The organism is Methylophilus sp. DMC16 (genome assembly GCF_056314045.1).
Genome location: NZ_JBQUZC010000001.1, coordinates 907,323 through 921,032 on the forward strand (window position 1 = coordinate 907,323; position 13,710 = coordinate 921,032).

Genomic DNA, 13,710 nt, shown 5'->3' on the forward strand with positions numbered 1-13,710 from the left:
CATGATAAACTTGGCGGCATGAGTACACATGCAGTCTTGGAGTGGCGCAATGGCCTGCCCTACTCCCCCCAATTCGATGATGTTTATTTTTCTGTCAGTCCCGAGCATCCGCAGCATGGGCTGGCAGAAACCCGTTATGTGTTTTTGCAGCATAACCATTTGGCTGAACGCTGGCAGCAGCTCCCGGCCGATACAGCGAGTCATTTTGTCATTGTAGAGACGGGCTTTGGCAGCGGCCTCAATTTTCTGGCGACTCTCAAGCTCTGGCGTGACACCGCCCCTGCTCACGCCCACCTGCATTTTGTCAGCGTCGAAATTGCGCCCTTCACCTTGCAGGATTTGCGAACCGCGCATGCGCATTTTCCAGAACTGGCCGAAGCAAGCGCGGCACTCTGCGCACAATATCACTTGTTACAACCAGGCATTAACCAGCTTGAGCTGCCTTGTTTCTCGGCCAGCCTGACCTTGTTTATCGGGGACAGTGCGCATTATTTGCCACAGCTCTCCTTGAAGGCAGATGCCTGGTTTCTCGATGGCTTTGCGCCGGCCAAAAACCCGCAAATGTGGCAACCTTATTTATTTGCAAGCATGGCCACCTGTGCGCACGCAGGCACCACGTTTGCCACCTTTACCAGTGCGGGCGTGGTCAAGCGCGGCTTGCAAGCCGCCGGATTTGCAGTCCAAAAAACTAAAGGCTTTGGCAACAAGCGTGAAATGTTATGTGGAAATTGGCCCACGACGACTGCATCAGCGATCAACCCGCTGCCTAAAGTGGCCATCATAGGTGCAGGCATTGCGGGCTGCAGCACGGCCAATCAATTGGCGTCGCTCGGCTGTGAAGTGCATGTGTTTGAGCGTGCGGCGCAAGTCGCTACGGGGGCCTCTGGCAATCCCAGAGGCATGCTCTATCCCAGGCTCAATGCCGAAAAACCGATGAATGACCAGCTCGCCTGGCGTAGCTATAGTTATAGCCTCCGGCATTATGCGCAGCTCAATCTGGGCGAGGACGGCTTCCAGAGCGTCGGGTTATTACAACTCGGTGGCAGCCCACGTGAACATAAACGCGTGCAAAAAGTTGCCGCCCGCTATGAACAGCTAGGCGTCGATACGCCACTGCTCCACAAAATGACGGCAGCAGCAGCCAGTGAATGCGCGGGCGTTCAGATTGGCCATGAGTGCTTATATTTCCCGCACGGGGCCTGGGTCAATCCGGTGCTGGCTTGCCAGCAGATGGTGAAGCAGCCAAAAATTAGGTTGCATTTAGCGCAGGCGGTCGACGAGCTTTCACGTATTTCTTCCGGCTGGCAGCTATTCAGTGATAGCAGCCCCTTGGGCACGTTTGATGCCGTGGTGGTGTGTAATGCGGCTGAAGCGGCAGCTTTAATTCCTGAGAGTGGGATGTGGCTCAATCCGGTGCGTGGACAAATGGGGGTGATTGCCGCGCAACCGGCGATGCAACCCTTGCGTACCATCTTGTGTGGGGATGGCTATCTAACCCCAGCGCATCAAGGAACGCATGCCATGGGAGCCACCTTTGCGCCAGGCGAGACGGATACCAGCGTGCGTGCTGAAGATAGCGAGCAAAATCTGCATATGGTGAGCACGCTCAGCCCACAATTTGGTCCAGTGAAGCACACGGCCGTGATCTCGGCACGGGCTTCGCTACGCTGTGGCTCGCCGGATTATTTACCCTATGTTGGTCCGCTTTTGCCGTTACAACACTTGATGGACAGTCATGCCTCCGTCAGCAGCTTCGCTGACTTGCCCGCTGCACAAGGGTTGTATGTCCATGCAGCGCACGGTAGCAAAGGCCTGATGACAGCCCCTTATTGTGCAGCCATACTAGCCAGACGCATGCTGCAAGACTTTGGCCATACCTTGCCACAACTCTCTGAGGATACTTTTTGGCTAGGTCTGCATCCGCAGCGGTTATTGTTTAAACAGGCCGGCTGGAAGCCATTGCTACAGCCGTTTAGTGAGCAAGAGAAAACATGACTGATCAGCTAGCCAAACTTCAGCAGCAGCTCAGCCGCACGCCAGATGACCCGGAACTGCATTACGAGCTGGGACGGTATTATTTGCAAACCAAGCAAGCCAATGCGGCGGAAAGCGCTTTTCAGCACGCCCTGCAACTGGTGCCAGAACATCCGCAGATATTGATGCAACTCGGTAATGTGGCCAGCCTGCGCGGAGATGAAACTTTGGCAGCCACCTTTTTCAGGCGTTCACTGGCACAAGACAAGCAGCAGGCCGATGTGCATTTTAATCTGGCCAATAGCCTGCGCAAACTTGGGCAAACAGCGCTCGCCATCCAGCACTACCAGCAATCATTGCAACTGGATCCGCAAGATGCAGAATGCCATAACAATCTGGGCAATGCCTACCGTGAGCAAGGCCAGCTGGACTTGGCAGTGGCTTCCTATGCGCGTGCCCTGCAATTAAATCCCAAACTGCTGCACGCCAAGGTGCATTGGATCCATCAAAAACAGCATATGGCTGACTGGCAAGGGCTTGAGCAAGCCATTGCAGAGGTGCGTCACGCGTTACAGGCGCTGCCTCAGGCACAAATCCCGCCATTTGCCTTTCTGGCCATGCCAGGCACCACGGATCAGGAGCAGTTAGCCTGTGCCAGCCGTTGGGCGCAACAACATTACGCGCACATCCAACCACTGGCTGCGCCAGCGGCCAAATTAGCAGGTGCGCGCATCAAAGTGGCTTATCTATCCTCGGATTTTCGTAAACACCCCCTGGCTTATTTGGTCACTGAGGTCATCGCTGCACACCATCGCGAGCAGTTTGAAATACTGATATACAGCAATAGCCACAATGATCAGTCTGCCGAATGGCACGCTTTTCATGCGGCCGCAGATCAGTGGCTGGAAATCAGCAACATGACAGACGAAGCGGTGGCGCAGCATATGCGCGCAGCGGAGATTGACCTGCTGGTAGACTTAACCGGCTTTACTCAACGCAGTCGCAGTGGCGTCGCCGCTTATAAACCGGCGCGCAAGCAAGTCAACTGGTTGGGGTATCCCGGCAGCATGGGCATGCTTAATGGGGTACCGCTATACGATGCGATTATCGTGGATGAAACCTTGGCAGGAGTGGCCTTGGCGGAGCAGGCGATCATACTGCCCTGCTATCAACCGAATAATGCACGTCGCCCCACTACAGACGCAGGTAGCCGCCAGTCACATGGTTTGCCAGCGCAAGGCTTTGTGTTCTGCTGCTTTAACCAGAGTTTCAAGATTACGCCTGAGGTGTTTGCCTGCTGGATGCGGATTTTAAAACAGGTCCCTGGCAGTGTATTGTGGCTGCTCGAAGGCAATGTCTGGGCAGCCAAGCATTTGAAAAACGCTGCCATGGCACTGGGCGTCGCTGCTGATCGTTTGATTTTCGCGCCGCGCACCAGTATCGAACAACACATCGCCAGGCAGCAGCATGCAGATTTAATGCTGGACACCGCACCCTACAATGCCCATACCACTGCTAGTGACGCGCTGTGGCAAGGCATTCCTCTGCTTACCGTGCAAGGCAGCACCTTCCCGGCACGGGTCAGCGCAAGTTTGCTCAAACAACTCGGCTTGGAGGAGTGTATTTGCCAGGATTGGCAGGCTTTGGAGCAACGTGCGGTCATGCTGGCACAAACGCCAGCAGCATTAGCCGCCATCAAAGCGCGCTTGCAAAACCATGCCAATCGCCTGTTTAGCCCGGACAACTTCTGCCGCCAGCTTGAGCAGGCGTATCAGCAATTGCTTTTATCCAGCGGCTGAATCTTCCGTCTCCGCGGTGCTGACTGATAATACGCCAGCGGCAATAATACACAGGCCGCCCATCATTTCTGTCACAGACATCGTTTCATGTGCCAAAAAGTAGGCGGCGATGGCGGCGACAATCAACTCGGTCATAAATAACACTGAGGCTTGAATGGCCGGGATTTTGGTGACGCCATACTGGACAAGCAAGGTGGCAGAAACCAGTAGCAATGCGATCAACACCAACCAAAGCCCCATCATGGGTGTCACATCCGTGATAAATGCAAAGCCATTCACCCCATTGAGCCAGAGTAATACCAACATAGATAAGCCAAATACGCCCAGCCACACCAGCATGCCTTTTGCCGCAACTGAGAGGTGGGTGGAGTAACGGGTAATCACATTGGTCAGCGAAAAACCAATGCCGGCGGATAACGCTAACCAATCTGAGGTGGATTGTGGCCACGGCCAAATCCATAGACCATCTGTCAGCATCAAGGTCGCACCAAGCAAAGACAAGCCTATCGCCGCCAGTTGCGGCAGATGCCAGGGCTCATGCAACCAGATTCTGGCCAACAGCAGCGTCCACAATGGCGAAAGATAAAACAGCAACATGACCCGCATGACTTCGCCATCAATCACCGCCAACACATAAGCGAGATTGGTCCAGCCCGCCACCAGGCTTAAGCCATAAGCTGAAAAAGGAATCTGCGAGATATACGCTGACCGCCGCCAGAATAGCACCATACCAATTACCAAGGCCACGAAATAACTCAGTACGCTGGATTGCACGCCAGACAGACCGACCTCATTCAGCAGCCGGTAAGGGTACCAAATCACGCCCCAGCACAAGGCGCCATACACCAGGGCCAACGATGCCCACTTTTTTTGCTGCGAAGCTTTTTGTTTATGCGAAAGCGTCACTTATAATACACACCTATGAATCCACATTTAAATCTTCTCCAGCCCTACCCTTTTCAACGTCTACGCGACTTGTTTCAAGGACTGACGCCGAATCCTGAGTATAGCCACGTTAACCTGTCTATCGGTGAGCCCAAGCACGCCACGCCAGCCATCATTTCTGAAGCACTGGCGAACAACCTGAGTGGGCTGGCCAGCTATCCTACCACAATCGGCGTAGCGGCCTTGCGTGAAGCCATCAATCAATGGCTACAGCGCCGCTACCAGATCCCGGCACTCAATATCGATAAAGCCATCTTGCCGGTTAATGGCAGCCGCGAAGCATTATTCGCCTTTGCGCAAGCGGTGATAGACAACACGGGCTCACAAGCGCCAGTGGTCATCTCGCCAAATCCGTTTTACCAGATTTACGAAGGTGCTGCATTTCTGGCAGGCGCCCAGCCCTACTTTATCAATACCACCGTCGAGAATGATTTTGTGATGGATCTCACACAAGTGCCTGCTGACGTGCTGAAGCGCACGCAATTGGTATTTGTCTGCAGTCCCGGTAATCCTTCCGGCAAAGTCATGGACATTGCGGCCTGGAAAACGCTGTTTGAACTCTCTGATCAATACGGATTTGTGATTGCCTCAGACGAATGCTATTCGGAAATCTATTTTGATGAAGCGCAGCCGCCCGTGGGTGCCTTGCAAGCCGCGCATCAACTTGGTCGCGACTTTAAACGCATCGTCATGTTCAGCTCACTGTCCAAACGGTCAAATGTGCCTGGCATGCGCTCTGGCTTTGTCGCAGGGGATGAAGAGATTGTAGAAAAGTTTGCGCTATACCGCACTTACCATGGCTGCGCCATGAATCCAGCCGTACAAGCTGCAAGTATCGTGGCCTGGAATGACGAAGCGCACGTTCAACACAATCGCGCACTTTACCGTGAAAAATTTGCGGCCGTCACCCCACGCTTGCAAACTGTCTGGCCACAAACGCAACTACCTGATGCCGCATTTTACCTGTGGATCAATACCGAGCAAGATGATACTGCTGTAGCCAAACAGCTCTATCAAGACCTGAATGTCACCGTGTTGCCAGGCTCATTTCTTGCCCGTGAAGCGCATGGCGTCAATCCTGGACAAGGTTTTATTCGAATGGCTCTAGTAGCCTCCAACGAAGAAACAATTGCCGCAGCGCAACGGATTGCTCACTTTTACAATCAACGCTAGGTGTAAACAAAAAAGCCAGTTGCAATCATGCAACTGGCTTTTTCATACGCGCAAAAATCAAGCAAGTTTTCTGCGGACGATCAGACCAAGCACACCCAAACCCATCAACATTAATGCATTAGATTCTGGTTCTGGCACTGGAGATGCGCCGATTGCAGTTTGACCGCTAATAGACCCCAAGGCTGAACTAAAAGAGCCTTTTGCATCCAATACCGCCGAGTTAAAAGACAAAGTGTAACTGCCTGCAATAAAGGAGGTATAACCCAATGCAAACTGGTTGGTTGCAGTGTTTTTGTTTAAACTCAAGACCACATCGCCAGCAGCATTTTTAATATCCAGAACTGTTGCCGAGCTTGACATAGCATAGCCACTTAACACAAAGCTTCCAGTTTCATTAATCGCTGGAATGGCAATCCCTTTGGTTTGATTAAATGAATAGGTGGCTGCAAAAGCGCCTGTAGACATTCCAAGAAACGCCAGGCCGATAATACTGTTTTTAAATAATTGACGCATGATGATCACTCCAAAAAGGAAATAGAATTAGGCTGATTTTGTTTTGCCAAAAGCAACAGCAACTGCTAGCAAGCCAAACAACATCATCATATTGGTCTCAGGCTCTGGCACTGGCGCTGCTGGAATGAAGGTGCCCAGTGTGGTCGTATATTGGCCAGTCCATGCGCCCAACGCAGTCACATTCAAGTTATACAAACCTGGCGCAAAGTTAGTGGTATTAAATTCCCACGTATCAGTAATAAAGTTCTGTGTGAAAGAGTAATTGGCAGGACCTGACAAGGTGACTGCAGAAATCCCCAAACCATCAAAAGAGGCATTGAATAATGTGTCAACCACATTGATAGAAAATGTTTGCGAGCCAGTATTTGAAATATTCGTAGTAGTTGAGGTCGCAGACGCCGCGCCTGTAAACATTAAAGCACTCGCGGCAACGAAGCTGTAGATAATTTTTTTCACAATCCATCTCCCAAATAAAAATAAACTTGACAGGTGAATAATGCGGTAAAACCAGACCGTGCGATATGACCCACATGGGCTAATCCAATAAAAAAAGGCCATGTAAAACATGGCCTTTTCTAATTTAAAACAAATTACTGTTTCTTACGACGTGAGATCAATCCCATTAAACCCAAGCCGAGACCAATCATTGCTGTGGTTTCTGCCTCAGGCACTGGGGAAGTGACTACCTCGAATCCACCAGAAAAACTTGCATTTGAGCTGTAGGAGTTACCAAAAACAGTCAAAGTATAGTTACCTGCTGCAAGTGCATTGTTAGAAAACGAGAAGGAATCTGTCGTCTTAGTACGTGGTGAACCCAATGACGTTATCACTTCATTGTCAGCTTTAATCAAGCTACCTGTGGATAACAAGATGTCTGTAATATCAAAACCAGCGGCCTTAGTCGATCCAATGCTTCTAAATACTGAGTCAACTTGACCTGTCAAAGAACCAACATTGCCTGACAAAATACTAAAATTAACAGTATATGAAAAAGAACCTGGGGCAATGTTGCTTTGATTTAAACCATACACTGCAGCATTTGCACTCACACTCAAAGTGGAAGCGACTGCTGCGAGTAAAACCGTTTTCAGATGACGGGTTAACATACTAAATCTCCTTAGTTGATCCTTGATTATGCGGATTTACGACGGTAACCAACTAGACCAAACAAACCCAAGCCCAGCATCATCATGCCGTATGCTTCTGGTTCAGGAACAGGTAAGGCTGTGGTTGAAACTGCAAAGCTACCAGCATAAGTATCACTCGAGAATGCTTTACCTTTTACAGTCAGAATATAATTACCTGCAGTCAAATTCAGTGCAGAGAAGTTAAACGTTTTGGTGTAGGCCAACCAGCTTGAGTCACCCGCTACATCATCATCAGTTAACGTGTAGCTGGATGTGAAAGCACCGCTACTCAGAGTGATTGATGACACATTTGTTCCGATAAGAGAGCCTGTGTCGGTGAAAAGGTCATACGAACTGGTCAAATTACCAAACAAGCTTGCAGTGTAACCATTGTCGACACTGAAAGAATAGGTGTTGGTGAAATTGCCTGCAGCCACACTGGTATTCAGGCTGTAAGCAGCTGCACCAGCATTAGAGATCAAACCAGCGCTCAAAAACAACGCAGCGATCACTTTTTTAGTGGAAAAGACTGTAGTCATGAACTACTCCTCAAGATATAAAATAAATTGTAAAACGTAAAAATCACTCAAATTAGCAAAATAAATCCAGCAAGGACTTATTCAAATCTTTTTCTACGTGCAATGAAACCCATCAGGCCCAAACCCAATGCTGCCAGGGCTGCCGTCTGTGGTTCAGGAACAGCAGTCACACCTAGGCTGTAGCCACCACCACTTTTCAGTGTCGTACCAGAAACTGACAGTGTGTAGTTTCCTGTCGACAGCAAACTAATCCAGTCAGTAGATACTGTGTTTTGGGTGGAAGTCGTTGCACTCCAAACCAGAATAGGAATCACAAATACGCTGCTGTTAGTGGAGCCAGTTGTCGTCGTTCCACTTGTTGTGCTACCAGAAGGGGCTGTCAGTGTCACATTCAAGTTACTAAAGCCGGTATTTGATACACCACAAAAAATCAATAGTGCACAACCAACAGATTTAGAGTTGGTGTAGTTCAAAGATGCGGACAGCGAATTGAATTCTTGCAGACGCTGAGAATTCAAATTAAAGGTGTAATTATCAGTGAAAGTCTTGTTGCCTTCATAAGACTTGCTAACGTTAAAGTCTCCATCTGCAAACAAATCAGATGAAATGTTGGTAGACGTTGTTGAGGGTATGCTGGAAGAAGGTGTTCCAGCATACGCAAAGCCGTTTACAGTTAATAATCCAGCCAGGACTAAAGATGTTGTTAATTTCATTTGAGCTCTCCCATATACGCAATATAAAAAATCAGCTAATCAACAAATTAAGCTGAAGTTTTTTTGCGATATGCGATGCGGCCAATAGCCGCCAAGCCTAACAACATCATCAGATTGGTTTCTGGCTCAGGCACTGGAAGCGCCGTAATGTTCATTTTAAGGGAGTATTGACCGCCGAGCAGACCTGTGGTCAAACCAGACACCTTGAAGGAGTAAGCACCGCTGGTCAGGCTGTTTAAATTGGTGACTAGTTGATTGGCTGAGTTGTATAAGCCATATGTTAGAGAACTGTCATCAATATCATACAGTTGATAAGTTAAAAATCCGCTAGGGGTTGGAACACCAAACTGGAACTCTTTCTCAGTCACTTGATAGCTCACTTTACCTGGGCCAGTCAAAGTAAAGTTAAAGAGATCATTAAAAGTAACACTCGCACCATTTGTACCGGATGGCGCAGTAATAATCAAATTGGTACTCCCTGCACCCAACGTTGCAGTTGCGGCGCTTGCATTGGTAGCAAAACCAGATACAAGCAATGTTGCTAATGCAAAACCTGTCAATTTAGTCACTTTAATTCTCCTCAATGTTATTAATACAATATATAAATTCTTTTATTCGTAAAACTACCCATTTGGGCTAATACTTACTCTAATCAAACTCAAAGCACTTACTGCCATTTATTATTTATTATCGCAGCAAGAAATATACCAATATTACAAAAATATTAAAATGTTGATTTTAAACATTTTATTTTTAAAACATTGGCTAAAAAGTGCTTTTAGCCACCAGTTATGCTCCAAATAAACCGGCTTTTCAATTCTGATGCACTATTAGAGTGCACTTATACATACACCATTTTACACACAAGTGGAATGGTTTTGTGAATTTTTTTTGACAATCCATAGTCTTGCGATCAGAGTAATGAAACCAATGAGTTGCAGTCCCCAGAACATCGTATCTTGCCAGAGATTGTAAAGCGTACTTCCATGGTAGGGCTGCACCCTGTGCCTGAGGATATAACGTTCGTCCTTGGGCGCTCGTTTTATAACTTCACCTGTTTTATCAATAAAGGCCGTTACACCATTATTGCTCGCTCTCACAATGATTTTTTGATTCTCAATGGCACGAGCCTGGCTAAATTGCAGGTACTGTTCGAGACCAGCACTCTTACCAAACCAAGCCCCGTTACTGACACTCAGCAAGTAGTCTGCATTTCTGGCATATTCAGCCAAATCACCACCAAATAGGTCGTCATAACAAATTGAAATTGCGACCTCAGCTTGACCAAGTGAGAACAGCGGTTGCCTTTTGCCTACTGAAAAATCATTATGCGGCATATGAAACCAATACGCGTACATGGGTGCAAACAAAAGCGGCAGAGGGATGAACTCTCCAAACGGTACCAGATGTACTTTATGTTGTATCTGTAATCCAGAGATTCCGTAATTTACAACAGCATTAAATTTTTTTCGGCCCTCTGCACCGTTTTGCCAATCAAGCATCCCGATAAGGATATCAGCCTGTTTTTCTGAGGCCAATCCCAGTAGCTTGCCACGTGTTTTGCCCATCGCTTGCGAGCGATAAATCGGGAATGCCGTTTCTGGCAAAACAACAACGCGCGCATCCGCTTGGTCAAGCAAATCAAGGTAGCTCAATATAATTTGCTTGCTCTGCTCAACAGACCATTTAGTCTGCTGGCTGATATTCCCCTGTAGTAAAGCAACACTGACAGGAGTGCCTATTTGGGTTGTCCAGGTGATGTGCTGAAGAGTCATTGCGATACCAGCAATGACTAACGCTGACAGAGCATTGATCCAGCGTCTATGGCCTCGAAACCTAAGCATGTAAAAAATCAGTGCTGCCATCGCCACCACGATGATGCTTAATCCATACACGCCCATCACTGGCAAGTAACTACTCAAGACACTCGAAGGCACCTGACTGTAGCCCATTGTCAACCATGGGAATCCCGAACATATCCAGCTGCGCAGCCAGTCTGCCATCCCCCAGGCCAAAGGTAAAAACCATAAGGACCGGGTATAAACTACCAACCACGTAGCCGCAGCAGTAAAACTGGCCAAATACAGGCATAACATGATCGTAGAAATATAAGCTAGCCATGACGGCATTTCGCCAAAGTCGTGCAACGTACCCACCATCCACGAGAGACCTGCCGCGTACATTCCCAAGCCAAAGGACAAACCAACCCATCCAGCTTGACCAGGCGTGCTACTCTGGTCAAGCAACCAATACAAAACTAAAAGCGTCGCAAATGGAACAAGATAAAAATAAAAAGGCGCAAACCCCAAAACGGTGAGTGCGCCTGACACTGCAGCAGTGACTAGTAAATAAGCAGGTTCATGCAAATGAGATTTGAATGCATGCGAAATGCTCAAACGTATTCGTGCTATCTGATTAAAGTTGATCATTTAAAGGAGTATACAAATATCAATCAAGCTTGTTTTTCCTCTAAAGAAATTTGATTAATGGGTTCCATTGGCAATGACAACCTTGCTGAATATTCCTGACAAAATAAATTAAACAAGCTTATAGCGAGCTCTTCCAGGCATAATCGTTTATCAAATACCACGTTGGAACAAGATTTACTATTTCCTCTAATTTGCATTTGAGTCAGCATCTAGACACTTCAACTCCCACTGCCAGGCATGTTTAACAATCGTTTCAAGGTCGGTAAACACCGGCTTCCAGTTCAAAATACTCCTTGCGCGCTTTGCATCTGCCACCAGCCTCGCTGGATCCCCCTCTCTACGCGGGCCATCAATCACCTTAACCGATCTGCCAGAGACTTTTTGCACTGCATCGAGCACTTCCTGTACAGAGAAGCCAGAGCCATTGCCCAGATTAAAGCGGTCACTCTCGCCACCACTTTCCAAATAATCTAACGCAGCAAGATGTGCAGCGCATAAATCTACAATGTGAATATAGTCTCGGATACATGTACCATCCGGCGTATCATAGTCACGGCCAAACACCTGAATGTTTTCACGACGCCCAGAGGCGGCCTGTAAAATCAACGGGATCAAATGTGTCTCAGGGTCGTGGCGCTCACCCAGCTGCCCCTCAGGGTCTGCGCCCGCAGCATTAAAATAGCGTAAGCAAACAGACCTGAAATCAAAAGCCTTGGCATAATCTGCCAAAACATGCTCTATCATAAGTTTTGATCGGCCATAAGGGTTTAAGGGGCGATTAGGATGCGCCTCATCAATCGGCACATAGTCTGGCTCACCAAATACCGCTGCCGTGGATGAGAAAATAAATTTTTTCACATCAAACTTGAGCATGGTATCCAGCAAATTTAAAGTGTTTGTGACATTGTTACGGTAGTAGATGTCTGGCTTGCGCACAGACTCGCCCACCTGGATATAGGAAGCAAAATGCATAACAGCATCAGGCTGGTGCTCGGAAAACACTTTGTGCAAGCAATCGATATCAGCCAAGTCACCCTCAACAAACACACCGCCTAACACCGCATCTCGATGACCACTGGACAAGTTATCCAGGGTAATCACCTCATGCCCTGCACCAAACAGCATCTTGACCATATGTGAGCCAATATATCCGGCTCCACCAACAACTAATACACGCATTTTAGTATCCCTTTTGATGTTTTATATTAAACAAATTGAACATAGTTTTAACTCTCTCCCGACATGCCTGAATCTTAGGTAGCCACTGAATAAGGTAGTTTGTAGCGCTAGATTTGTAATCTTATAAAGATGGCTTAGTCATTGCCAAATAGGTCTCGTGTGTAAACCTTGTCGACCACATCTTCGAGCTCTTTGGCATGGCGATTGGCAATAATGACATCAGAGATTTGCTTAAACTGGTTTAAATCATTCACTACTTTCGAGTTAAAAAACTCCGATTCTTCTAGCACGGGTTCATAAACAACCACCTCAATCCCCTTACCTTTAATGCGCTTCATGATGCCCTGAATCGAAGACGCTCTAAAGTTGTCAGACCCTGCCTTCATGATCAAGCGGTAAATGCCAACCACTTTTGGTTTTTTCTTGATAATGCTATCGGCAATAAAGTCTTTACGCGTCGTGTTCGCTTCCACAATCGCATTAATCAGATTTTGTGGTACTTGTGAATAGTTAGCCAGCAGCTGTTTGGTATCTTTAGGCAAGCAGTAGCCACCATAACCAAACGAAGGGTTGTTGTAATGATTGCCAATGCGCGGGTCCATACACACGCCATTAATAATCTGGCGTGAATCCAGGCCATGGGACTCGGCATAAGTGTCCAACTCATTGAAATAAGCCACACGCATTGCAAGGAAGGTATTCGCAAAGAGCTTGATCGCCTCAGCCTCTGAACTATTGGTCAATAACACCGGCACATCCGGCTTCAAGCAGTTATCTTTAAGCAAATTGGCAAAGGTTTGCGCACGCTCAGAAACCTCACCCACCACAATCCGCGAAGGATACAGGTTGTCATACAAGGCTTTACCTTCACGCAAAAACTCTGGTGAGAAAATCAAGTTTTTACAATTGAGCTCAGCGCGAATTTTTTCCGTATACCCCACCGGAATGGTAGATTTGATCACCATCACCGCATTGGGGTTAATCGCCATTACATCTTTAATCACCGCCTCAACAGAGCGGGTATTAAAGTAGTTGGTTTCAGGGTCATAATCTGTTGGCGTGGCAATGATAACAAACTCAGCCCCTGTGTAAGCCTCCTGCTTGTCTGTAGTCGCTTTAAAATTAAGCTGTTTATGCGCTAAAAAGTCTTCAATCTCACGGTCTACAATCGGCGATTTTTTCTGATTCAACAGAGCCACTTTTTCCGGGACGATATCCAGTGCAACGACCTCGTTAGTCTGCGCTAATAACACTGCTAACGACAAACCAACATACCCAGTACCTGCAATTGCAATTTTCATGTTCTACCCTATTTACAC

General features: G+C 47.8%; 13 protein-coding genes. 3 read left to right on the top strand and 10 right to left on the bottom strand.

Going from position 1 to position 13,710, the window contains the following annotated elements:
• Positions 1 to 18 precede the first annotated feature (18 nt).
• Complete coding sequence (gene mnmC, locus ACT53D_RS04435) at positions 19 to 1,995, top strand: bifunctional tRNA (5-methylaminomethyl-2-thiouridine)(34)-methyltransferase MnmC2/FAD-dependent 5-carboxymethylaminomethyl-2-thiouridine(34) oxidoreductase MnmC1 (RefSeq protein WP_476154670.1); 1,977 nt, start codon at positions 19 to 21, stop codon at positions 1,993 to 1,995.
• Positions 1,992 to 3,773: an O-linked N-acetylglucosamine transferase, SPINDLY family protein gene (locus tag ACT53D_RS04440; RefSeq protein WP_476154671.1), complete on the top strand. Its 1,782-nt coding sequence runs from the start codon at positions 1,992 to 1,994 to the stop codon at positions 3,771 to 3,773. Before mnmC ends, ACT53D_RS04440 begins: the two co-directional genes overlap by 4 nt.
• On the opposite strand, the gene ACT53D_RS04445 is transcribed toward ACT53D_RS04440, so the two are convergent.
• On the bottom strand, positions 3,759 to 4,679 hold the full coding sequence (locus tag ACT53D_RS04445) for a DMT family transporter (RefSeq protein WP_476154673.1): 921 nt from the start codon (positions 4,677 to 4,679) through the stop codon (positions 3,759 to 3,761). The two genes, ACT53D_RS04440 and ACT53D_RS04445, sit on opposite strands and share 15 nt — an antisense overlap.
• Positions 4,680 to 4,694: 15 nt before the next feature.
• Here ACT53D_RS04445 and dapC point away from each other — a divergent pair, with 15 nt between their 5' ends.
• Positions 4,695 to 5,891, top strand: coding sequence for a succinyldiaminopimelate transaminase (gene dapC, locus ACT53D_RS04450; protein ID WP_476154675.1), 1,197 nt, complete (start codon positions 4,695 to 4,697; stop codon positions 5,889 to 5,891).
• A gap of 57 nt (positions 5,892 to 5,948) precedes the next feature.
• On the opposite strand, the gene ACT53D_RS04455 is transcribed toward dapC, so the two are convergent.
• From ACT53D_RS04455 to ACT53D_RS04495, 9 genes are all read right to left on the bottom strand, one after another.
• Positions 5,949 to 6,404 carry an FxDxF family PEP-CTERM protein gene (locus ACT53D_RS04455; protein WP_379076376.1) on the bottom strand — a complete coding sequence of 152 codons (456 nt, stop codon included), beginning with the start codon at positions 6,402 to 6,404 and terminating at the stop codon, positions 5,949 to 5,951.
• Positions 6,405 to 6,431: 27 nt separating this feature from the next.
• On the bottom strand, positions 6,432 to 6,860 hold the full coding sequence (locus ACT53D_RS04460) for a PEP-CTERM sorting domain-containing protein (protein ID WP_194746781.1): 429 nt from the start codon (positions 6,858 to 6,860) through the stop codon (positions 6,432 to 6,434).
• 134 nt (positions 6,861 to 6,994) lie between these two features.
• A complete protein-coding gene (locus tag ACT53D_RS04465; RefSeq protein WP_194746782.1) occupies positions 6,995 to 7,510 on the bottom strand; it encodes an FxDxF family PEP-CTERM protein in 516 nt (171 codons plus the stop codon).
• Positions 7,511 to 7,536: 26 nt separating this feature from the next.
• The gene (locus ACT53D_RS04470; RefSeq protein ID WP_476154677.1) at positions 7,537 to 8,070 is read right to left on the bottom strand and encodes an FxDxF family PEP-CTERM protein; all 534 of its coding nucleotides are present in this window, start codon (positions 8,068 to 8,070) and stop codon (positions 7,537 to 7,539) included.
• A 77-nt stretch (positions 8,071 to 8,147) separates the two neighbouring features.
• Complete coding sequence (locus tag ACT53D_RS04475) at positions 8,148 to 8,783, bottom strand: FxDxF family PEP-CTERM protein (RefSeq protein WP_476154679.1); 636 nt, start codon at positions 8,781 to 8,783, stop codon at positions 8,148 to 8,150.
• A 47-nt stretch (positions 8,784 to 8,830) separates the two neighbouring features.
• Entirely contained in the window at positions 8,831 to 9,352 is a 522-nt protein-coding gene (locus tag ACT53D_RS04480) for an FxDxF family PEP-CTERM protein (protein WP_476154681.1), read from the bottom strand.
• A 288-nt stretch (positions 9,353 to 9,640) separates the two neighbouring features.
• The gene (gene lnt / locus ACT53D_RS04485) at positions 9,641 to 11,179 is read right to left on the bottom strand and encodes an apolipoprotein N-acyltransferase (protein ID WP_476154683.1); all 1,539 of its coding nucleotides are present in this window, start codon (positions 11,177 to 11,179) and stop codon (positions 9,641 to 9,643) included.
• A 219-nt stretch (positions 11,180 to 11,398) separates the two neighbouring features.
• Positions 11,399 to 12,391: a UDP-glucose 4-epimerase GalE gene (galE, locus tag ACT53D_RS04490; RefSeq protein WP_476154685.1), complete on the bottom strand. Its 993-nt coding sequence runs from the start codon at positions 12,389 to 12,391 to the stop codon at positions 11,399 to 11,401.
• A 134-nt stretch (positions 12,392 to 12,525) separates the two neighbouring features.
• Entirely contained in the window at positions 12,526 to 13,692 is a 1,167-nt protein-coding gene (locus tag ACT53D_RS04495) for a nucleotide sugar dehydrogenase (RefSeq protein ID WP_476154687.1), read from the bottom strand.
• Positions 13,693 to 13,710 lie beyond the last annotated feature (18 nt).